Source organism: Cerasibacillus sp. JNUCC 74 (assembly GCF_053667775.1).
This window is the reverse complement of sequence record NZ_CM132207.1, coordinates 849,409-871,780: the sequence shown is the minus strand read 5'-3', so window position 1 is coordinate 871,780 and position 22,372 is coordinate 849,409. Positions and strand designations below refer to the sequence as shown.

19 protein-coding genes are annotated in these 22,372 nt (G+C 36.0%); 5 read left to right on the top strand and 14 right to left on the bottom strand.

The features are described from left to right. Window positions 1-84: 84 nt before the first annotated feature. Genes isdE through srtB form a run of 4 tightly spaced genes read left to right on the top strand, consistent with a single transcriptional unit; the run spans window position 85 to window position 3,527 of the window. Window positions 85-1,008, top strand: a complete 924-nt coding sequence (gene isdE, locus JNUCC74_RS03960) for a heme ABC transporter substrate-binding protein IsdE (RefSeq protein ID WP_454066997.1) — start codon at window positions 85-87, stop codon at window positions 1,006-1,008. Continuing rightward, window positions 1,001-1,984: a FecCD family ABC transporter permease gene (locus JNUCC74_RS03955; protein ID WP_454066996.1), complete on the top strand. Its 984-nt coding sequence runs from the start codon at window positions 1,001-1,003 to the stop codon at window positions 1,982-1,984. The genes isdE and JNUCC74_RS03955 overlap by 8 nt, the downstream gene beginning before the upstream one ends. Then, on the top strand, window positions 1,974-2,744 hold the full coding sequence (locus JNUCC74_RS03950) for an ABC transporter ATP-binding protein (RefSeq protein ID WP_454066995.1): 771 nt from the start codon (window positions 1,974-1,976) through the stop codon (window positions 2,742-2,744). The genes JNUCC74_RS03955 and JNUCC74_RS03950 overlap by 11 nt, the downstream gene beginning before the upstream one ends. Before the next feature lie 21 nt (window positions 2,745-2,765). Beyond that, window positions 2,766-3,527, top strand: coding sequence for a class B sortase (gene srtB / locus JNUCC74_RS03945; RefSeq protein WP_454066994.1), 762 nt, complete (start codon window positions 2,766-2,768; stop codon window positions 3,525-3,527). A 576-nt stretch (window positions 3,528-4,103) separates the two neighbouring features. On the opposite strand, the gene JNUCC74_RS03940 is transcribed toward srtB, so the two are convergent. From JNUCC74_RS03940 to JNUCC74_RS03910, 7 genes are all read right to left on the bottom strand, one after another. Next, on the bottom strand, window positions 4,104-5,198 hold the full coding sequence (locus tag JNUCC74_RS03940; protein ID WP_454066993.1) for a galactitol-1-phosphate 5-dehydrogenase: 1,095 nt from the start codon (window positions 5,196-5,198) through the stop codon (window positions 4,104-4,106). Between the two features lie 35 nt (window positions 5,199-5,233). Further along, complete coding sequence (locus JNUCC74_RS03935; RefSeq protein ID WP_179104362.1) at window positions 5,234-5,395, bottom strand: hypothetical protein; 162 nt, start codon at window positions 5,393-5,395, stop codon at window positions 5,234-5,236. A gap of 365 nt (window positions 5,396-5,760) precedes the next feature. Further along, window positions 5,761-6,420, bottom strand: coding sequence for a deoxyribose-phosphate aldolase (deoC, locus tag JNUCC74_RS03930; protein WP_454066992.1), 660 nt, complete (start codon window positions 6,418-6,420; stop codon window positions 5,761-5,763). A gap of 23 nt (window positions 6,421-6,443) precedes the next feature. Beyond that, window positions 6,444-7,475: a zinc-binding dehydrogenase gene (locus tag JNUCC74_RS03925; protein ID WP_454066991.1), complete on the bottom strand. Its 1,032-nt coding sequence runs from the start codon at window positions 7,473-7,475 to the stop codon at window positions 6,444-6,446. 165 nt (window positions 7,476-7,640) lie between these two features. After that, window positions 7,641-8,900, bottom strand: coding sequence for a galactitol-specific PTS transporter subunit IIC (locus JNUCC74_RS03920; RefSeq protein ID WP_454066990.1), 1,260 nt, complete (start codon window positions 8,898-8,900; stop codon window positions 7,641-7,643). 78 nt (window positions 8,901-8,978) lie between these two features. After that, complete coding sequence (locus JNUCC74_RS03915) at window positions 8,979-9,263, bottom strand: PTS sugar transporter subunit IIB (protein ID WP_077319521.1); 285 nt, start codon at window positions 9,261-9,263, stop codon at window positions 8,979-8,981. A 14-nt stretch (window positions 9,264-9,277) separates the two neighbouring features. Next, window positions 9,278-9,745: a PTS sugar transporter subunit IIA gene (locus JNUCC74_RS03910; protein ID WP_454066989.1), complete on the bottom strand. Its 468-nt coding sequence runs from the start codon at window positions 9,743-9,745 to the stop codon at window positions 9,278-9,280. A gap of 1,045 nt (window positions 9,746-10,790) precedes the next feature. On the opposite strand from JNUCC74_RS03910, the gene JNUCC74_RS03905 reads away from it, so the two are divergent. Continuing rightward, the gene (locus JNUCC74_RS03905) at window positions 10,791-11,180 is read left to right on the top strand and encodes a helix-turn-helix domain-containing protein (RefSeq protein ID WP_454066988.1); all 390 of its coding nucleotides are present in this window, start codon (window positions 10,791-10,793) and stop codon (window positions 11,178-11,180) included. Window positions 11,181-11,932: 752 nt separating this feature from the next. Here the strand turns inward: JNUCC74_RS03905 and JNUCC74_RS03900 are convergent. The 7 genes from JNUCC74_RS03900 to JNUCC74_RS03870 all read right to left on the bottom strand — a co-directional run bounded on the left by JNUCC74_RS03900 (window position 11,933) and on the right by JNUCC74_RS03870 (window position 22,117). Further along, window positions 11,933-12,406: an arginine repressor gene (locus tag JNUCC74_RS03900; protein WP_454066987.1), complete on the bottom strand. Its 474-nt coding sequence runs from the start codon at window positions 12,404-12,406 to the stop codon at window positions 11,933-11,935. An 85-nt stretch (window positions 12,407-12,491) separates the two neighbouring features. Then, window positions 12,492-13,433, bottom strand: a complete 942-nt coding sequence (gene arcC / locus JNUCC74_RS03895) for a carbamate kinase (RefSeq protein WP_454066986.1) — start codon at window positions 13,431-13,433, stop codon at window positions 12,492-12,494. A gap of 19 nt (window positions 13,434-13,452) precedes the next feature. Then, the gene (gene arcD / locus JNUCC74_RS03890) at window positions 13,453-14,880 is read right to left on the bottom strand and encodes an arginine-ornithine antiporter (protein ID WP_454066985.1); all 1,428 of its coding nucleotides are present in this window, start codon (window positions 14,878-14,880) and stop codon (window positions 13,453-13,455) included. A 36-nt stretch (window positions 14,881-14,916) separates the two neighbouring features. After that, on the bottom strand, window positions 14,917-15,933 hold the full coding sequence (gene argF / locus JNUCC74_RS03885; RefSeq protein ID WP_454066984.1) for an ornithine carbamoyltransferase: 1,017 nt from the start codon (window positions 15,931-15,933) through the stop codon (window positions 14,917-14,919). A gap of 233 nt (window positions 15,934-16,166) precedes the next feature. After that, window positions 16,167-17,408, bottom strand: coding sequence for an arginine deiminase (gene arcA / locus JNUCC74_RS03880; RefSeq protein WP_454066983.1), 1,242 nt, complete (start codon window positions 17,406-17,408; stop codon window positions 16,167-16,169). A 399-nt stretch (window positions 17,409-17,807) separates the two neighbouring features. Beyond that, the gene (argS, locus tag JNUCC74_RS03875) at window positions 17,808-19,475 is read right to left on the bottom strand and encodes an arginine--tRNA ligase (protein ID WP_454066982.1); all 1,668 of its coding nucleotides are present in this window, start codon (window positions 19,473-19,475) and stop codon (window positions 17,808-17,810) included. 1,550 nt (window positions 19,476-21,025) lie between these two features. Continuing rightward, a complete protein-coding gene (locus JNUCC74_RS03870; RefSeq protein WP_454066981.1) occupies window positions 21,026-22,117 on the bottom strand; it encodes an NAD/NADP octopine/nopaline dehydrogenase family protein in 1,092 nt (363 codons plus the stop codon). Window positions 22,118-22,372: the final 255 nt, after the last annotated feature.

Here is a 22,372-nt window from a genome sequence, read left to right as displayed (position 1 = left end):
TGTAACAACTATTATTGGAGTCTTGTTGCACACGAAACAAGACTCCCACTTTACAATTTTTACGATAAGGGAGCCATGATGCTCATGAAAAAGCAATTCATATTTCTTTTGATTACAGTAATCATTGAATTAGGTGGTTGCTCAGGAGAAGGAAATGGAAAAACTACTGTTAGAGAAGCTAGTGACCCTGAAAATAATCGTATCGTTGCTACTACAGTTGCCGTTACAGAAATATTGGATGCACTTAAACTGGACTTAATTGGAATCCCAACAAGCCATAAAGATTTACCAAAGAGATATAACGGCGTAACAGAAGTAGGGAATCCGATGAGTCCTGATATGGAACGAATTATGTCGTTAAATCCCAAAGAAGTAATGTCTGTAACAACACTAAAATACGATTTAGAATCTGTATTTGATGATGCAGGCATTCATACCCGATATGTCAATTTACAAAGTATAGAACATATGCATAAAGAGATAATCGATCTTGGTAAAGAGTATGATCGCGAAGCAGAGGCAGAAAAAATCGTACAAACTTTTGAAGAGAAGGTAGCTGAAATTAATAAAAAAATTCAAGGAAAGAAACCTCCACGTGTCCTTATTTTAATGGGAGTACCAGGTAGTTATTTAGTAGCAACTGATCGCTCTTATATCGGAAATTTGGTAGAAATATCCGGTGGAACCAACGTGTTTTCAGGAGAAAAGGTCGAATACCTAGCTTCCAATACAGAATATTTACAACGGGCAAACCCGGATATTATTTTACGAGCAGCACACGGTATGCCTGATGAAGTAGTTAAGATGTTTGATAAAGAATTTAAGGAAAATGATATTTGGAAGCATTTTAACGCAGTAAAAAATGACCGGGTGTATGACTTAGAGGAACTTCTTTTCGGTACAACCGCTAATCTGGCTGCTCCCCAAGCATTAGATGCATTGTTTGGCATGTTGTATCCTGAAGAAAATGAAAGTAACGAGATAGAAAAGGGTGTCCATGGTGAATAAGCGAATCATTAGTTTTATGACAATTATTTTATTATTAAGCCTCGTAATCATATTCTCTGCAACTTCAGGAAGTATTCACGTATCCTTGGTGGAGCTTATTCAAGGGTTGATATCTGGAACAAATGACAATGTCGAGGTCATTAAAGATCTGCGTTTACCAAGAATAATTATTGCTATATTTGCCGGAGCAGCACTATCCGTTTCTGGTGTACTTATACAGGCAGTTATGAAAAATCCGTTAGCTGAACCTGGGATTATTGGTGTATCATCTGGTGCAGGATTCATGAGTATGTTGATGGTAAGTATTTTTCCAACATTATTCTTTTATACCCCGTTATTTGCCTTTTTAGGTGGCTCGATAGCCTTTTTCCTAGTTTATTCATTTTCTTGGAAGTCGGGATTGAATCCATCGCGCATGATTTTAATCGGGGTAGCTATTCATGCCATTTTTACAAGTTTAAGCCAAACCTTTAACTATCGCGGGAGCTATACCTCTTCCATGGTGCAAGAAGTAACAACCTCCACATTATCTATGAAGAAATGGGCAGATGTTGAAATCATCGTTATTTACGGTACGATCGGTTTAATCTTGGCGTTTTTGGTATTTGCTTGGTGTAATTATTTAGCATTAGAAGATAAAACCGCTAAAAGCTTAGGGTTAAATGTAAATGTTGCTCGTTTTGTTATTTCATCAATTGCTGTTTTGTTAGCTGGCATTGCAACGGCAACAGCTGGCTTGTTCTTATTTGTCGGCTTACTTGTACCTCATATTGGGCGCATTTTAGTAGGGACGGACCATAAAGTTCTTATCCCCTTTTCAGCAATCCTAGGGGCTTTGTTAATTTTATTATCTGATACGTTAGGAAGAATCATCATTGCACCAAATGAAATTCCTGCCTCAATTATTATGGCATTAATCGGTGGGCCATTTCTCATATTTTTACTAAGGAAGAGTGATCGAGTTTATGGAACTTAAAGATATTACATTTTCATACGACCATAAAAACAATCATCTAATCAATATAAGCGGAGAAATTGATCTTGGCAAAATAACTACGATCATTGGTCCGAATGGCAGCGGAAAGTCAACACTACTTGGAGTATTGTCCAAACACTATATACCTTACAAAGGAAGCGTGCGATTAGACGGTAAACGATTAGTTGATTTTAAGCCAAAAGAATTTGCTAAAAAAGTAGCGGTTGTTCATCAAAAAAACAGCGCTCCAGCTGATATGACAGTAGAAAAACTAATTAGTTATGGCAGGTTACCTTATCGGTCAATTTTTTCTCAAAATAAAAAAGCAGATGCTAAAGCAATTGAATGGGCTCTTAACAAGACTAACTTATTAGCAAAAAGAAACCATCAGCTCCATACCTTATCTGGTGGAGAGCAACAACGAGTTTGGATTGCCTTAACCTTAGCCCAACATACACCTTTTCTATTTTTAGATGAACCGACAACTTATTTGGATATCTATTATCAATATGAGTTATTAGAACTAATTAAAGAATTGAATACAGAATTAGGCATAACTATTGTAATGGTACTCCATGACATCAATCAGGCTATTCGATATAGTGACATTATCATTGCTATGATGGATGGTCATATAGTAAGAAAAGGTACTCCAAAACGAGTAATTACAAATGAGCTTATGAAAAAAGTCTACGGGGTAAACGTTCTTGTAAAAGAAGATGAAGATACAGGGCTCTATACAATTCCAATTGGGATTTAAGGTTCAACTTGGGGTGATAAAATGAGTGGTAAGAAAATCGGAAAATGGCTTTCTAATGTGGTGATAACTATTTGTATTGGGGTGTTTATATATTCAGCGTATGAATTAGGATCCCTAGGATTGGATTACTATCATAATCGGCAAGTACTCGCTGATGTGCAGGATATATATGCGACACATACAAATCGTTCAGAGACATCAGCTGAGAAAGGTGAGATACGAAAGCAATTTAAAAAATTACACAAAATTAATTCCGATATTGTCGGTTGGCTTACGATAGATAAAACAAAAATCAATTATCCTATTTTGCAAGCTGACAATAATGAGCATTATTTATATCGAAATTATAAAGAGGAAAACTCAAGAGCCGGCAGTATTTTTATGGATTATCGTAATAATGTAGCTTCATATAATCGTAATATTATTTTATATGGACATAACATGAAGGATGGAACAATGTTTCATAATTTAAGAAAGTATACGGACAAAGAATTTTTTACAAATCACCGTAACGTATTTTTTGATACGATGTATGACAGCTATGATGCAGAAGTATTTTCTGTCTATCATACTACAACCGACTTTGATTATATTCAAACTGATTTTGCAACCCAGAATGAGTACAAACAATTAGTTGAGGAAATTCAAGATAAATCAATCTTCAAATCAGATGTAAAAGTGAATGAGAATGATACGATAATTACACTGTCCACTTGTGATTATACACTGGATCCCGATGAAGGGCGTTTTGTTGTTCATGCAAAAATCTCTAAACAAGAGTAAGTTTTTTAGAAAAACTTGGCTTGTCGCCAAGTCTTAAGCGAAAGCTGTAGTTTTTCTTATACTGTAAAGTGAAACTTCATTCCGTGGAATGCTTTTTACACGGAATGTTAGTACCGCAAGGGTATGACCTAAAGGCCCTTGAACCAATCGGGCATTTAGGTGCCGTTTTCTCCCACTTTGACCCTTTGCACGAATTCAGGACTTGAAGTGGGAAACTTACGGCACCTTACATGCGGGATAAAGCCTAAAGTTTTATACTTTCCCTATAGTAGAATAATAGCAATTCGTTAGCAACGTACAAACGGCAGAACTTTCTGACGAGATAAAGGAAATACGGCGACAAGAGGAGCCGATGTTGACTTATTGTAGGAAGAAGTTCAAAGTTTGATAGGCGTTGAGCACATAAGCTAGATAAAGCTATTATTCAAAAAATGATCCACCATGAAAAAATAAATTATAATTTCTGAAGCAATAAAAAAGCAGGCTCAGACATTATTTGAATGAGCCTGTGCGCCTTTTGCCACTTTAAAATGACATAAAATTACTAAAAACTGCTGTCGTACCATTTTGATATATTTATATGGTTATTGTCTCTCTGGTTAGTCCTCCTGTTTTATCGATTATTTCGGGATGAAATAAAACTTTAACGGAATCGATTTGATTATTTACTATTTTTTGAAATACATCTGGTCCCTCAGCTAATGAAAAGATATGTGATATCATGTATTCCGATCTAATTAGACCCTTACTCATATAATGGATGGTTGTACTCCATTCTTTACCTGGAAACGGGGAAGATACCGCATTCCATGAACCATAAATAGTCAATTCATTGCGAACAATTTTTTCAAAATAAAAACGTTCTATATAGATATTTGCATACGGTATCCCCATAAATACTACTTCTCCGCCTTTACATGGTAATGCGAGAACCTGTTCAGAAGTAATAGGTGATCCTGCAGACTCTACGGCTAAATCTACTCCTCTCCCATTCGTATGTTCCATTATTTGTTTATATGCAGGTTTTTCTCTGGAATTAATAATCACATCGGCACCAAGCTTTTTGGCAATAGCTAATTTCTTTTGGTCTATATCAATAGCATATATTTTTTTTGCGCCAAAAATCTTCGCCCATTGTACAGCTAATAATCCAATACTGCCAACCCCCATAATAGCTATTTCAGCCCCAGCCTGAATGCTAGTTTGGTAAAATCCGTGTGCAACAACAGCAGATGGCTCTACCATTGCTGCTGTATCATAGTCTACATTATCTGGCAATTTCAAAACATGACTTTCTGGTAGTTTCGTATATTCAGCATAGGCTCCCGGATGAAATGCACCAATAACAACTAACTTTTCACAACGCGCAGGTTCTCCCCTAAGACAACTATCACATTTCTTACATACAAACGCAGGACAACCCGCAACTCGATCTCCTACTTTTACTTGTTTGACATCTTCACCAACTTCTACAACTTCTCCCGCAAACTCATGACCAAATGTCATTCCTTTTATATAGGGACCTAATTTGATGAATCTAGATAGATCAGATCCACAAATCCCTACTGATTTCACCTTAATAATAACATCCTCTCTATTATTAATAGTTGGCTTAGGGGTGTTTTCTTCAAAACGAATATCTTTTTCTCCATATAAATTCAAAGCTCTCACGATGACCGCCCCCTTCTTTGGCTATTCGCTGTTATTTAGCTTTTTGAGTCACTTTGTATATTTCTGCTTCTATTAAAGAAGAGGTTATATGCTGCAAGACCGATCAAAATCGTGTTAAAAAATAGTTGATTTTTAAAATAAAATTGGCTAATTACTCTAAAAGGCCCTAACATAACATCTAAAAAAATATCTATCATGATTGTCCTCCCCTATCGATAGCAGCTAAAATTTAACCTATAAACAATATTGATTTGTGTAATAAAGTGAAACTTCATTCAAGGAGTGCTTTTCTCCTTGAATGTTAGTTAAACGAATCGGGGATTTAGGAGCCGTTTTTCTCATCATGTTTGCAACATCATTAGTACATGTTGGAAAGGAGAAAAATACGGATCCTTACATCCGGGATAAAATGAAACTTCATTTCTTAGAACGCTTTTCCCAAAAAAATGTTAATGGAACCAATCAGACATTTAGGTGCCGTTTTCTCCAATTCAGACTTCGCCTTATTCCTTTCACTCCTAAAGGGGGAGAATTACGGCACCTTCCATGCGGGAGCCGCCCATTAATAAGCATCATGATTAATCATTACGATTGCACTGCTAGAGCCAATACGATTTGCACCAGCTTTCACCATTTGAACAGCTTCTTGATACGTTTTCACTCCTCCAGCAGCTTTGACACCTATTTTGTCTTTTGCAATGGAGCGAAGTAACTGCACATCTTCAATGGTTGCACCACCATCATTAAATCCCGTAGACGTTTTCACAAAGTCTGCCCCGGCTTCCATGATTAATTCCGTTGCTATGATTTTTTCCTTCTCTGTTAGCAACCCTGTTTCAATAATTACTTTAGTCGTCAATCCGTTAGCAACTTTAACCACTTCTTCAATATCGTTTTTCACAACATCAAATTCGCCAGATTTGAGGGCTCCAATATTAATGAGCATATCCATTTCTTCAGCACCATTTTTAATCCCTTGTTTTGCTTCTTCTACTTTGACATGAGTTACTGCTCCCCCTAATGAAAACCCGATTGGGATTCCAACCTTAATATGGTGTAGGGATAAAAGACGATGCGCATATGAAACATAGTAAGGATTAACAAAAACAGTTTTAAAACCATATTCAATAGCTTCCTCGCAAAATATTTTAATACATTTTCTCGTTGCGATTGGGTTCAATAATGTATAATCAATTAGAGAAATCAAATCCTGTTTATTCATTTAAACACATCCTTTTGATTCTATTATTCTGCCGGAACTAACAATACTTTAATAGCATCTCCACTCTTTATTACCTGGTATGCTTCATCCCATTGTGTAATATCAAATTCATGAGTTACTAGAGCTTTCGCATTTACTTTTCCTTCATTCATCAATGCTAACGCCGGCTCCCAATCAGCTGAATGTTGACTTCTGCTCCCCACTACATGTATCTCATGTTGAATGACTTTTTCTAAATCAAACGGTACGGCTGGTTGAGAAAATATTCCTACTTGCACATAATTACCTTTTTTTCGTAATACATCTAAACCTTGTTTGGCAGCAGGCACTGTTCCTGAACATTCAAACACCACATCTGCTCCATATCCACTTGTTATTTTATTAACAACTTTTTGAACATCGCTTTTTTGTGAATCTATCGCAATATCAACCCCAAGTTCTTTTGCTTTATCCAGACGAATTTTATCATTGGTTAGTCCAGTAATAATTACCTTGGCTCCAAAGCTCTTTGCTACTTGTGCTGTCAGTAAACCAATTGGACCAGGCCCGATGACAACAACAACATCCCCCTCATTGATTTTTGTTTTTGAGACAGCATGATACGTACATGCTAGTGGTTCAGACATGGCAGCTGATTTATAGTCTACGTTCTCTGGAAGAACGTGGACACTTTCTTTTCTAGCAATTAAATATTTAGCAAATCCACCATCTTGATGAGTTCCTAAGCCTTTTCGGTGATCACAAAGATTATAATCCCCTGACCGACAATATCTACATTCACCACAGATATAAAAAGTAGTTTCAGAAGTTACTCGGTCACCCACTTTAAATTCAGTTACATTGTCACCAACTTCTACAACTTCACCGGAAAATTCATGACCTAAAGTAACTGGTGCTTGAACTTTATAATGTCCTTCATACGTATGAATATCAGATCCACAAATACCAGCATATTTAATTTTAATTTTCACTTGATCTTTTCCGGGAATTGGCTCCTTCTTATCCTGAATTTCGAGATTGCCGAATCCTAATTCTGTTTTAACTAAGGATTTCATTGGTTTATCCTCCTCTGTTCGCTTTAAATATCTTCCATTACCCCTGTTTTCTTAGATTTCTCAAACACCTATGAAGTTTTTTAACAACCCATGGAATCTATATATACCATTACGCCCAATGGTATCGGGATTTCTTACTTTTAGATGTATTTTTCAGGCCTAACTTTAATGAAATAACTCGAAAAATTTCCAAATCAACCAATTGAATAGATTGCCTCCTTGGTCAATACTAGAAACCTTTGCAGATCCTTCTGGAAGCTTAATTTCTGCACTCATCGCCATATCGGTAAATACCGGTGCGATATCTGTAGCCATATAAAGGGATAGCGCAATCATAACTGTTCCTACAATAATAGAGTGGATAATATTACCTCTAGCAGCACCTACAATAAAAGCAACGATAAATGGAATAGTTGCCAAGTCACCGAATGGAAGTACATGGTTACCAGGTAACATTACAGCAATTAATACCGTAACAGGTGTTAAAATAAGAGCTGTAGCAATTACAGATGGATGCCCCAATAATACAGCTGCATCTAAACCAATCGTAATATCACTTTCTCCAAATCGATTATTTAACCATGTACGAGCTGATTCTGAAACAGGCATTAGACCCTCCATTAAAATTTTTACCATTCGTGGCATCAAAATCATAACTGCAGCCATAGACATACCGACTTCAATAACTTCCCCAACACGATAACCAGCAAGTAAACCGATTATTATACCAAGAAATAAACCAACAACCATGGAATCTCCAAAAACCCCAAAACGCTTTTGAATAGAATCTGGATCTGCATGTAAATTCTTTAATCCAGGAATTTTCTGGATCCATTTTACTAAAAAGATAAATGGCGCATATGAAATAGTACTACCAGTAGCAACCGATACTCCTGGCATTTCATAAAAGTCTCTCACCATTGGTGTTGTCCAGTCAGCAACCTTTAAACAAACGATTTGAAATATAACAGCAGCAATTAGACCTTGGATAATGCTTCCAGATATTGTATACACTACGGCGGCCGCAAATGTATAATGCCAAAAATTCCAAACATCCACATTCATTACTTTCGTTGTTTTCGTTAATAACATGATGGCATTGACAATCAGTCCTAGGGGAATAATAAATGCTGCTACAACTGATGCCCATGCTATGGAAGAAGTAGCTGGCCAACCTACATCAATTACATTTAATTCTACATTTAATCGATTCACCATTCCTTGTGCAGCTGGCCCAAGATTAAGCGTCAACAAATCAATAACTAAAAATATTCCTACAAATGCTACACCAATTGTTACAGCCGAACGAAATGCTTTACCCACCTTCTGACCGAAAAATACTCCTAATATAAAAATGGCTACAGGTAAAATTACTGTTGCACCTAACCCTAGAAAGCTTTGAATAAAGTCAACAAATGATTGCAATTATTTAACCTCCTCCAACTCACTAAGTTATAAAGGATTTCTCGGCTCTATCGAAAACCGAGAACTCCATTCGTAGTATTATTTTTCAAGTTCGTCTACTATTTGTTTTTTCGTCTCCTCTGTACCTATACCAGTTAAAAATGAGCGTGCATTAATTACTGGAAACGGATACTCTTTTTTCGTCATTGCGGTTGTTACCAACAGATCTGCTGTATCTAAGTACGATTCAACTTCTGCAATTTTAATTTGAATCAGGTTGACATCTATATTATTTTTCCTAGCAATTTCCTCAATTGCACCATTTACCACTGTAGAAGTTGCAATCCCCGCTCCACATGCTACTAGCACCGTCTTTTTTGCCATGACAATCACCTCTTTTAAGTAATACCTAGCTTCTTTTTTAACAGATTTTTTATATCCGTTTTATTTTTTTGACTTACGATATACGTTAATGTTTTTTCATCTTGAAAAATTTGCATTAATTTTTGTAATAAAGTTAATTGAGAATTGGGTTCATTCATTGCTAACATAAAAATTAATTGAACTGGCGTTGTGTTATTTCCATCCCCCATAATAAAGAAATCAACTGGATGCTTTAAAATAGCAAGACTTATTGTTTTCGTTTTGACATGTTTGACATCTGTATGGGGTATAGCTACTGACACGCCATTTGTGGGGAGACCGGTTGGATACTCTGCTTCCCTTTGAACAATTGCAGGAATAAAACTTCTTTTAACTAGGTTTTGATCGACAAGATTTTGGGCAACTATTTCTAATGCTTGTTCTTTCGTCTTGGCTTCAATATCCGTCAAAATAACGGATTCGTCTAAAAAGCAATCACTCATTCCTTCACCTCATTTCATAAAGGACAAGATAATTCTTAGAATCGAATCATTTCGTCAACAGATTCGGCGTTAGTATTCGGTTTCTTTTTTATTAGAACCTAAACCTACTCCATTCATTAGTTGCACATGAATGTGTTATGGTTTGTCTACTAGAGATTGATAAAGTGAAGCTTCATTCAAGGAATACTTTTCTACTTGAATGGTAGTACCGCAAGGGTATGACCTAAATGCCTCCTGAACGAATCGGGCATTTAGGTGCCGTTTTTTCCCACTTAGACCCTTTTGTATCAACTTAGGTCTTGAAGTGGGAATCTTACGGCACCTTACTTGCGGGATAATACCAAAGAATTTTATATTCCATTCGTATACTACTCATCTCCCCTCTTTGCCAGCATCTTCATGGGGATACATGGAGAAGATACATAGGAAGCATTTACGATATAAGAATTCATTCCTCCATATTCAAACAAATCGACATAATTCGGTTCTATCTTTTTAAGTTTAAAATATACTCAGCGCTACCATATGAATGAATTGCATCAGCTAAATGGATTTACTCATTTGTGATCAATCAAGTGATTATGGTAGCTATCTAAAGTTTGTTGCACAAATTAGGACGGAATAATAACTATAAAAAATGTCCTGGTTTATGCATTTCACTTCATCACGACACATCGGTTAAATGCGGAATGCATATCTCTTAAATCGACATGAACAAGAATAATTGCGAACGATTAAGAGATGTACTCCCATCTCAAAGCTTATGGGATAACAAGTTTCGATTTCTCCCCTGAAACTAGTACCTCTGCATCATGTGATCCCCTATTAGTCTTTCTATTCCCATCAAAAATTCAGCTTCATTTACTTCTTGTAAATACTGCACTGTAAAAGTATTACACAGATGATCACTCCCATTATTTTTTCTCATTATACACAACATTTTGTTGTTTGTAAACCAATATATAATTTTTTGTTGTTTTTACTATTATTTACAATTTACAATTGTATAATTTTGCTAAGAATAGTAGAAAAGGGGAGAAAGTCTGTGTACAGTTTTAGTAAACGATTAACTGATGTACGAGTTGAAGCTGGCTATAGCCAAAAGGATCTTGCTAAAGAACTAAATATTACTACTAGTGCGTATGGTTACTATGAACAAGGAAGAAATGAACCGCCCTTGGAAACAATAAGACTATTAGCCAAGAAACTGAACGTATCAGCAGACTATTTATTAGGATTGATTCATGAGCCAAAACATCCTATCAAGTATAAAATTACAGATGACCTCACATTAACAGATGCCGAATTATTAACAGTAAAGGAATTGAAAGAAAAACAGCTGTTAAGTGAGTTAAGTAACAAACCAGTTAAAAACGTTGAAAAGTTAGTCCGATTTTGGGAGTTTATGAACAAGGAAACACAAGAGAAAGGCTAATCTAGCTTAAATATGCAACGTCTTCCTTCACCATGAACTATATTTTATTAGATCATAAGACATCCAACCTATATCTTCTTCATTTTCAAACACCTTGCAATAAGCCCATTCTATTTTCATCATCGTTTACTTTAGAAACTTATGCTAAGCAACAGCATCTCAAGATTTTATTTAGCGCTTCTTTTATACAGGAACTATATTGAATTTTTGTCTCAACTATACATTTTATTTAACCCTATTTATTCGAAAGAAACCTAAAAGAAACAGCTGACCTAAGAGTTTTGAGCTGCTTGGGCTTCATTTACTATACTCGTACAGATGCAAGTGGTTGGAGAGATATTTCGCTTTATTGGATAACGATAAAATTAGGAAAGAGGCTTTTTGACCATAAAGACACAATAGATATAACTTAATTTGATGGACAATAGACTGCCAAGCCAATATAGAAGGCGATCGTTGATATGAGGAAATGATTAGAATAACTTGGCTTGTCGCCAAGTCTTTATGGCGAAAGTTTCCTACAGTGAAATCAAAGAGATGAAGACATTTGAGGACGTTTTCTATCAAACACTTAGGAAAATACCCTTAGTTTATGATAAGAACAGAAAAAATGGCGAAGTGGGTCTATTGATAGATAAAGAAATGAACAAGAACAGGCAAAATTGTTCACTAATATGGCGTTGCTTCTAGCCTTGCTCCAATCGTATGTAAAAAACCTGTAGCATTAATGGCCGGATTTTTCAAGTATGCGTTTAAGAGGTGTCTTTATTCCATATTGTCATACACTTCTTTTTTACTTCTTCTGCTTCGAGTTTAGTTCGACATAGCAATAAGCAGTTATCATCGCCACTAATGACACCTACTACCGATTTCCAATCTAAAGATTCCATCAAATAACCGATTGCTCCTGCGTTCCCAGGATCTGTCTTGATAATAACAAAGATCCCTGTTGCTTCAATTGATAGAATAGTCTCAGAAAAAAACTGTTGTAACTTTTGGATTGTGGGATCGGAATTTTCCTTTATATTATTGAATAAACTGTACCTTTCTACTCCATCTGGTGAACATTCTTTACTTATCTGCATCTCTTGGATATCTCTTGAAATAGTTGTTGGTGTAACGTTATACCCATGTTCCTTTAATAACCGCCATAATTCTTTTTGGGTATGGATTTCGTTTGTCCGTATAAGCTCACGAATTTTTTCCTGGCGTTCTTTTTTATTCATAAGACTTCCCTCCAGTATCCAAACAAAAGAGGAATACAATACAAAATGTAATCCCTCCCTCGTTTATGAAAGCACATATTTGTTATTAATTTTTTATAACCGTTCCTGCTTTTTCTTTAACAGCCTCCATTGCTTTGTTCAAGGAAGTGATAATACATTTTCTACCAGGATTCGATTCAACAAACGCAATTGCAGCCTCCACTTTTGGCAGCATACTACCAGCAGCGAATTGACCTTCAGCTGCGTATTTTCTTAATTCTTCTGTTGTCACCTGTTCTAATGTTGTTTGATTAGCCGCTTGATAATTAACATATACATGTTCCACCTCAGTTAAAATAACAAGCGTGTCTGCTTGAATAAGCTCTCCTAGTTTCTCTGAAGCAAAATCTTTATCAATGACAGCTTCTACGCCAAAAATCTTATTATCCTTTCGATAGACTGGAATTCCACCACCTCCAGTACTGATCACAACCGTTCCATTATCCACTAACGATTTAATTACTTCATGTTCCAGGATTTTTACTGGCTGTGGGGAAGGGACAACTCTTCTCCAACCTCTTCCAGCGTCTTCCTTGAATGTAACGCCGTTTTTTTCCATCTGTTCTTTTGCTTCCCTTTCTGAATAAAACGGGCCAATTGGCTTTGTTGGATTATTGAAAGCCTCATCATCAGGGTTAACCTCCACCCTTGTTATGATCGAAGCTACTCGTTTATCCAAGCCTGCTACATGCAGTTGATCATTTATGGCGTTTTCCAACCAATAACCAATCATTCCTTGACTCATAGCGCCACATGTATCTAAAGGCATAGCAGGTGTTTGTTCACTATGGGATTGAATTTGTTGTAATAAAATATTTCCAACTTGAGGCCCATTCCCATGTGTAATAGCCACTTGATAACCTTGTTTAATAATCTTAATCAATTGTTCTGCGGTATGGTTTAATGCTTGCTGTTGTGCCTCAGCTGTTGCACTACCAGACTGGATCGCATTTCCACCCAGAGCAATAACAATTCGTTCATTTCCCATTCTTTCGCTTCCTTTCTTGTTAAATGGTTATCCTTCCAGTAATTAGTCCACCTATTGCAATTACTGCTAAGACAACAAACAAAATCATTAATGCTTTTTCTATCGTCGTATCCTTTTTTTGAATATCATTTTCTTTTAATGCCCATTTATAAAGGATGATCCCTGGTGCATATAACAGCATGGTTAAGAGTAAATAATTAATTCCGGCTGCATATACAAGCCATATTGCATAAATGCTTGCAATAAAACCGATTATTCTTTCCTTTGTACGTTTCTCTCCTGATTGATATGTTTCACCTGTCATTGTCAGTTTTACTTGATAAAATGCAGATAGCATATAGGGAATTAGAATTGCTGAGGTTGCTAAAGAAAACATAAAGTTATATGCAGCCTCTGAAAATAATAATGTAATTAGAAATAACTGGATGAGCCCATTAGTTAGCCATAAAGAGTTCACTGGAGCATGATTCTTATTTTCTTTTGCTAACCACTTTGGAAACACCTTGTCTTTGGCAGTGACATAAGGTAGCTCTGCTGCAAACATCGTCCACCCAAGCCATGCTCCCATAACCGAGATGATAAGACCAAGGTTAATAACAACAGCTCCCCACTGTCCAACAATTTCTTCTAATACATATGCCATCGCAGGATTCGGCAAATTAGCTAGTTCCTCTCTCGGCATAATCCCTAAAGATAATAAAGAGATTAAAATGTAAATCAGAAGCACACTAATTAAGCCTATAACAGTAGCTTTCCCGACATCAGAATGATTTCTTGCTCTTCCCGACATAACCACCGCACCTTCAATACCAATAAATACCCATAATGTAACTAGCATCATGCTTCTAACTTGTTCACCGACAGATTCCCACGTAAAACCTCCCTTTCCCCAAAAATCAAATGTAAAGGTATCCCATTTGAACGCAATGATCGCGATAATAATAAACAAGAAAATTGGAATGACTTTTGCAATCGTTGCTACTGTGTTAATTAGTGCCGCGGAACTGACGCCACGCAAGACAAGATAATGTACTAACCATAGAACGACGGAAGCTCCAATAATACTAGCAACATTTTGTCCTCCTTCAAACACAGGGAAGAAGTAGCCAATGGATGAAAATACCAATGTAGCATAAGCAACATTCCCTAAAAACGCAGATAACCAATACCCCCAAGCGCTATTAAATCCTAAGAATGTCCCAAAACCTGCTTTGGCATAGCTATAAATACCACTATCCAGCTCTGGTTTTCTGATCGTTAAATTTTGAAAGACAAAGGCAAGTGCAACTATCCCGATTCCCGTAATGATCCAGCCGATAATGGCAGATCCGGCATTCGATCCGAGCGCAATATCTCCTGCTAAGTTAAACGCTCCTCCGCCAACCATGGAACCAACAACAAGTGCGATTAACGCAACTAGACCCAGCTTTTTTTCGTCTTCACTCATTCTCTACACCTCCTCTTCTCGTAAATCCTCCTTTCTTCAGCTGTTTACAGTCCCATTGGTTGCAGCCATCACAGCTTTAATCGTATGCAACCTGTTTTCTGCTTCGTCAAAAACAAATGAGTTTTCACTTTGAAAAACTTCATCTGTTACTTCCATTTCTTTAAGACCAAATTTTTCATATATATCTCGTCCAACCTCTGTATTTAAATCATGAAAGCTTGGTAAACAATGGAGAAACATCACATCTTTATTACCTGTTTTTTCAAGCATTTCTTTATTTACTTGATAAGGATAAAGTAAATCAATGCGTTCCTTGAATTTATCCTCCTCCCCCATGGATACCCAAACATCTGTATAGATGACTTCTGCACCAGAAACAGCTTCATCAATATCAGAAGTAATCGTAATTTTTGCTCCAGAATCTTTAGCCACTTCCTCCGCGTAAGTGACTATATCTTGGTCAGGAAATAACACTTCTGGAGAACAGATCCGAACGTCCATCCCAACTTTTGCTCCACCTATTAATAAGCTGTTACCCATATTATTTCTGCCATCACCAACGTAAACGAACTTAACTCCTTTTAAATGTCCAAGATGTTCTTTAATGGTTAATAAATCAGCAAGAATTTGTGTTGGATGAAATTCATTTGTCAAACCATTCCAAACTGGTACACCTGAATGTTCCGCTAAACCATTTACGGTTTCCTGATCAAATCCACGGAATTCTATGCCGTCAAACATTCTTCCTAATACAATCGCCGTATCACGAACCGACTCTTTCTTACCAAATTGAATATCGTTTTTTCCGAGATACTCTGGATGAGCCCCTAAATCAATACAAGCCACTGTAAAAGCACATCGCGTTCTAGTTGATGGCTTTTCAAATAATAAGGCAATATTTTGCCCTTTCATATAGTGATGCGGAATGCCTGCTTTTTTCTTTTCTTTTAAGTCGGCTGCTAAATCAAGCAAATAATTTATTTCGTCTTCTGTAAAATCTTTTAAGGTCAAAAAATGTCTGCCTGTTAATTGATCCGTTAATTTTGTTCCCATTTCCATCCTCCTAATTTTTGTTATTTTATTCTAAATGATGGTAATCACTTGTTGGTTAAGTACCCATTCACGTATAGTTTTTATATTCCATAAAAAAGATTATCCACGTACACATCCTTGTTGTAATTCTTCACTAGTATGCCAAGGATCTGAATGTTCACTAGCAGTGATTTCTTGAATGGTACAGCTTTATGAGGATATACACGGCTATGAAAGCACTTAACACATTATTTTTAACTATCCGCTCCTATATCTTTTCTTGATAAAGGCATACTCATGCAACGGGGGCCGCCACGACCTCTGGATAATTCGGAGCTAATTACTTCAATTACTTCAATACCATGTTCACGAAGCAATTTATTAGACACATAGTTGCGGTCATATGTGACAACTACACCAGGAGCAATGGCCAATGTGTTGGAACCATCATTCCATTGTTCTCTCGGTGCAGCAATGACATCTCCGCCACCACATGGAATTAAAGTCACATCCTTTAGCCCTAATACTTCTTTTAATGTTTCCAACAAATTCGTTTTATGCGTTATTTTTACAGTATCTTCTTCTTCTCCTTTTTCCAGAATATAAATGTCCATTTCTCCATCTTTATTCTGTATTTCAGGATGAATGGTAAATTTATCGAAATCAACCATCGTAAATACCGTATCTAAATGCATAAACGCTCTTGATTTTGGGATCTCCACAGCAACGACGCGTTTTATATCTGTTTGTCGTTTAAAAATATTAATCGCTAGTTGTTCTATTGCCTTTGCTGCTGTTCTTGCACTTATTCCAACTGCAATTGTATCTTTACTTAAAACTAGCTCATCACCGCCTTCTATCGGACAAGGGTAATCTCGATCCAACCAAATAGGTATATCAGACTCCGCATATCTTGGATGATGACGGATGATATAACTCATAAACAGAGATTCTCGTCTCCTGGCAACTTCCCTCATTGTATTAATGGTTAAACCATTTCCTATCGTTGCTGCTGGATCTCGGGTGAAATAAAGATTAGGCATTGGATCTAAATAAAATGGATAATGATTATCTAACAATTCATATAGATGCTTTCTATTCTCCAACGGTATTTCTGATTTTCGTACACCTGCCATCACTTTTTTTACCATCTCTTCTGTATCAAAGGATAATAAATAATCAGCTACTTTTTGAGAACCACCGCCATGGATATTAGATTCCTTCAATACATCCATAACAAATTGCCTTTTTAACTCTTCTGTATGAAGCGCTTCCGTCATTAAATTCGATAAATATAACACTTCAATTCCTCTATTTTGTAACGTCGCTGCAAAATAATCATGCTCTTTTTGCATCATTGGTAAATGTGGGATATCATCGAATAACAAATGCTCTAAATAATCAGGGGTTAAATTTTCAATTTCTTTACCTGGACGATGTAACAATACGGATTTCAGCTCACCAATTTCCGACGTAACATGTAATGGTTGCTTCATTTAAATACCTCCTCATATCATAAAAAAACTAATTTTCATCATTAAAATCTAAACTTGTCAACAATTAAATCCCATGCACTCCTGTACGACTTAAATACATGGTTTGTCTTGGTGTTAGTATAAACAGATCACAAACAGTTATTCATTGTTTATAAAGGGATTTGTTAAATCATACACGATTATTTTCTTGCTTTTATTTATAACAAATGGTAATTAGGGTAAATAGAATAAAAAATATCCTTCGAAAAAATGGTGTATTTTTTTACCATCTACCTTAATTCAATAACTTTCTTTTTCTTTTACATTATAGAGGCTATTTTGTTACCTAAATTTAGACACAAAAAAACCGTCTTAGTTGGTGAACTTTTCACAACTAAGGCGGTTTTTAATCTTTACGTTTTACATTTGTTCTGGAGCATGCACACCAATTAGACGGAGCGCATTGTCAATCGTTATTTTAACAGCTTCCAACAATGCCAAACGAGCCTTTGTTAAGGCTAATTGTGTTTCATCCAACACTTTTTCTGCGTTATAGAAACTGTGTAATGCGGAAGCTAAGTCAAAAGCATATTGCGTTATTTTGTGCGGTATTCGTTTCTCTGCTGCATCTAACACAAGCTGTGGAAATTCTCCTAACATCTTTAATAATCCCTTCTCACTAGAATACTGTAACAGGGAAGCATCGTACTCCGTATAAGAATACCCCGCTACTTTTGCTTTATTTAATAGTGTACAAATCCGTGCATGTGCGTACTGTACATAGTAAACAGGGTTTTCGTTTGATTGTGAACGTGCAAGGTTAATATCAAAATCCAAATGCGTGTCACAGGAACGTGTATTCATCATATAGCGCATCGCATCTACCCCGACTTCTTCCATTAATTGACGAAGCGTTAATGCCTTTCCGGATCGCTTACTCATTTTCACTCTTTCTCCATCTTCAAATAGGTTCACCATCTGAATAATGGCTGTTTCTAATGTATCTTTCGGATACCCTAACGCTTGAATCGCTGCCTCCATCCGCGGAACATACCCATGGTGATCGGCTCCCCAAACATTAATCAGCTTATCAAAACCCCGCTCTAGCTTATCGTTATGATATGCGATATCCGAAGCTAAGTACGTATAACTGCCATCTGATTTAATCACAACTCTGTCTTTATCGTCCCCATATTTTGTTGTCCGAAACCAGGTTGCGCCGTCTTTTTCGTATATTTCACCGGATTTGCGCATTTTATCCAAGGCCTGATTTACTTTTCCTTCCTTATATAAAGATATTTCCGAAAACCAGTTATCAAATTTGACTCGAAATCGTTGCAAATCGTTTTCAATCTTTTTCAATTCATACTCTAATCCATATTGGCGAAAATACGCTAAACGTTCTTCCTTCGATTGATGGAGCCACGTATCGCCTTCTTCAGTAGCCAATTCTTCCCCTATCTGAATAATATCCTGTCCGTAATAGCCATCTTCCGGCATCTCTGCTTCTAGTCCTAATGCTTGCATATAACGTGCTTCTACAGACAGAGCTAAATTATGAATTTGATTTCCGGCATCATTAATATAATACTCACGCTCTACCTCATATCCAGCTGCTTCTAATACGTTACAGAGCGCATCCCCATAACTTGCACCACGCGCATGTCCTAAATGAAGATCTCCAGTCGGATTGGCAGAAACGAACTCTACTTGAATTCGCATACCTTTTTTTGGATGCTTACCATAATCTTCTCGCGTTTGCAAAACATGAGGGAGCAATGGGCTTAAATAATCACTGTCCATAAAGATATTGATAAATCCAGGCCCGGCAATTTCCATTTTACGAATATGTGTACCTTGCAAATCCAAATGATCGATAATAGCCTGAGCTATTTCTCTTGGGGGCTGTTTAGCTACTTTAGTTAGCTGCATAGCGATATTTGTAGCGTAATCCCCATGCTGTTCATTACTCGGTTTTTCCAACAGAATTGGCGGAGTATCGGACTCTTGATCCACTAATTTGGCTCGTAAAATAGACTGACCTAGCGCCTTTTTTATCGCAGCTTCTGTCTTTTGTATGATATTCATTGGTGTTGTCCTCCTTGTGAATTTTAACTGCCTTGTAAACTATATTAATTCATAATGAAACAATAACAAGAAGCAAAAAATGGAATAGTTTCACTATGAAATTCATTACATGAAGTCTTCTGTTTGCTTTTATAATGTATAAGCGTTACATAACCATTTTCACCATTTTTAGAATAAATATTATACGTACTTTTACTCACCGTACGAATTGTATAATAATCCTTGACGGTAAAGCTTGAAATGGCAACGTGTTGAGCTGCAATAAGTATACCCGTACATTTTTCTACGTGGTTATTTTTTGAGAGTTTTACATAAGAGTTGGAGAATCAGGACAACAAAGAAATACGATACAGCATTATGAATTGGTTTCCTTTTTGCTAGTGCTATTTTCAGGTCATTGATTAGGAATTTAAGCTATGACCAAAAAATCATTTGTGTCTTTCTTATGGATACTGTAAAGTGACTGTTCAATCCTTTTATATCACACCCATTTTTTCCAACTGGTTGTATCAGCACCTTCACAATATCCTACCGTAATCCTCGGCTTATACTTAAGCACTACCACATAATCAATTTGGACAGACCAAGGTGAGCCAACATTTTCTGTGATCCCAATCTGTCTATTTTCAACATTTCTTCATCTAATTTGGCGCACTTTACCTTCATCCCTAAAATTATGTATTAAATTCAATCAATCTTCTCATCATAGTATCTTTTGGTCAAGATAAGTTGGGCTGGCTAAAGCAGCGTTGGCAAAGATAAAAATGACTGCTAAATTCTTTAGAAATTATAAGTTGAGCTTGATATAGAGTTCCTTTTGTAGGTTTAGATAGGTCCAATCTGTTCAAACATATTCTTGTTTAGTTTTTTAGAACTACCTCCTGTAACCTTTTCCAGAGTACGAGGAATGAGCCAATGGAAAGGCAATTATTCAGATAGTAAACTTGTTACGTATAAAGTTAAAGAATAAATTAATTTAAAGCACTTGTCTTTTTTGGTAACTTGGGATATCGAAAATATAGAAAAAAAAGGGGGGAAACGATATGATCAACATAGGAATCGGAGTATCTATTTGTGAGGCTAGTAAAGATGGTTATTTACATATTCCTCCAAAAATAAATGTGGCAAAATAGTTACATACTGTATTTAACAATGAAATATGATAAATTTAATTGCTAAACTGAATCTCATATATACTGATTTTATATTTATATTCCAAGTCACTCTCTTACTATAATATAATACGTAGCTTCGTAACTTTGGATCGTTTCCATTTAAACTTTGTAAATTTCTTCACTATTTACTACAGCTCATAAATTTTTACTACCCCTTCCATATCCAGATAGACAGACAATAGAAGTTTTTGATAGTTGATCATATCTTTTTTCTTGAAGGTATAGGCAATTATATACTATGCTATGCAAATAAAAACAGCATTTGACAATCCGACAAATCCTGTAGCTGCAACTGTGATTCTATTCTACCTTGGCATTTACTCTTGAAATACAATATTTTGTGAGAATTTAATCGATCATCTAAAAACAACTCGTCTATTTATTGGCTACTTTCTGCTTTCTATCTTCTAATATATTTCTTATATTTTCCCTTCCTAAACATCCAGGAGTTCTGCCACCTTTACGCATATCCATGTCTAAAGCTGCTGAAGCTACTTCTATTAACGCAGTACAAACTGGGGTTTTTATATTCAACTGTTTCGCTATGGATTCGAGCATTACCAGACCTTGAGGAACATCCTCTGTGATATATCTAGATCTTACAGAAACTGGCCCTTTCGCCCTTTTTGGCATTGTTGCATACTTAAAAAATACTTCCTTCGCATCTAAGGTAGCATCTAATGTATTACGATACTTACATGCCTCAACATATGAAATTTTATCAAATCCAAGCTTTTCTAATACATTCATTTTTTCCTCATCTAATTTTTCTAGAATATTCCAAACACTAGGGGTAAAGACTTCATAATACATTACATAATCCCCTTTTGTTTTTTCAATACGTGGGATACTCATTATTGCGCCTACTGTATGGACAATTAAATTAGGGTTATGCAAAGCTGCCTCAACAACAGATGATAAATATTCAAACGGATACCCCAATTTATCCAGTTTCTTTCGTGCAGTGGATAAATTCTTATTTGGATATACACCTAGAGGATTTCTCACATTTCTAAAACCCACTTTGATAACCCCAGGTTCGATAATACGACAGTCAATAAATGAGCTTTGAGCTTCTACAATCGTTATATTATGGTTAATGCCATGTTTAAGCATATAAGCTGTAGAAAAGTATCCAGGATTAAAAAGAATAATCTGGTCATCTCGAATATGGTTCCTTATTTTGAGTATTAAATCTTCATGATAAGACGTCTGAATATAAACAATGATAATATCTACTTTTGCTAGTTCTGATAAGTCTTTTGTTACCTTATTTATCCTTGTCGTTTTTGTTTCTCCATTTTCCCTTAATGCAATTTTTCCATTGTTTTTCAATAGGTAGTTAAAGTTTTCATTATGCATAGAGTTAGAAGTTTTAATTAGTGTAATGTCATGACCTTTGATCGATAAATCTCCTGCTACTGCACATCCTGCATGGCCTGCACCTAAAATTGCTATTTTCATCATTAATCTTCCACCTTTTTTGTTAATTGATAACCTCTTTCTATTTAGTTTTGGATGTTAAAAAAATAAAATAGTCGCCGTCGCTTTTTTATACTATAGGAAAATATAAAACTTATAGTTCATCGTATAAGAAAAACGATAGCTTTCGCCAAAAAGACTTGACACAAGCCAAGTTTTTCTAATGAATTTTCTGAATTACACTGTTCATGCACCCCCTGTTTCAAGGAATATTACTTGACGCCCACTTTCTATTATACC

Bases quoted from the DNA above. Each gene is read 5' to 3' on its own strand.
- srtB (WP_454066994.1), top strand. From the start codon at position 2,766: ATGAGTGGTAAGAAAATCGGAAAATGGCTTTCTAATGTGGTGATAACT.
- JNUCC74_RS03925 (WP_454066991.1), bottom strand. From the start codon at position 7,475: ATGAAATCCTTAGTTAAAACAGAATTAGGATTCGGCAATCTCGAAATT.
- arcC (WP_454066986.1), bottom strand. From the start codon at position 13,433: ATGGGAAATGAACGAATTGTTATTGCTCTGGGTGGAAATGCGATCCAG.
- arcD (WP_454066985.1), bottom strand. From the start codon at position 14,880: ATGAGTGAAGACGAAAAAAAGCTGGGTCTAGTTGCGTTAATCGCACTT.
- isdE (WP_454066997.1), top strand. From the start codon at position 85: ATGAAAAAGCAATTCATATTTCTTTTGATTACAGTAATCATTGAATTA.
- JNUCC74_RS03915 (WP_077319521.1), bottom strand. From the start codon at position 9,263: ATGGCAAAAAAGACGGTGCTAGTAGCATGTGGAGCGGGGATTGCAACT.
- deoC (WP_454066992.1), bottom strand. From the start codon at position 6,420: ATGAATAAACAGGATTTGATTTCTCTAATTGATTATACATTATTGAAC.
- argS (WP_454066982.1), bottom strand. From the start codon at position 19,475: ATGAATATCATACAAAAGACAGAAGCTGCGATAAAAAAGGCGCTAGGT.
- JNUCC74_RS03900 (WP_454066987.1), bottom strand. From the start codon at position 12,406: ATGAATAAAAAAGAACGCCAGGAAAAAATTCGTGAGCTTATACGGACA.
- JNUCC74_RS03910 (WP_454066989.1), bottom strand. From the start codon at position 9,745: ATGAGTGATTGCTTTTTAGACGAATCCGTTATTTTGACGGATATTGAA.
- JNUCC74_RS03870 (WP_454066981.1), bottom strand. From the start codon at position 22,117: ATGATGAAAATAGCAATTTTAGGTGCAGGCCATGCAGGATGTGCAGTA.
- argF (WP_454066984.1), bottom strand. From the start codon at position 15,933: ATGGGAACAAAATTAACGGATCAATTAACAGGCAGACATTTTTTGACC.
- JNUCC74_RS03950 (WP_454066995.1), top strand. From the start codon at position 1,974: ATGGAACTTAAAGATATTACATTTTCATACGACCATAAAAACAATCAT.
- JNUCC74_RS03935 (WP_179104362.1), bottom strand. From the start codon at position 5,395: ATGATAGATATTTTTTTAGATGTTATGTTAGGGCCTTTTAGAGTAATT.
- arcA (WP_454066983.1), bottom strand. From the start codon at position 17,408: ATGAAGCAACCATTACATGTTACGTCGGAAATTGGTGAGCTGAAATCC.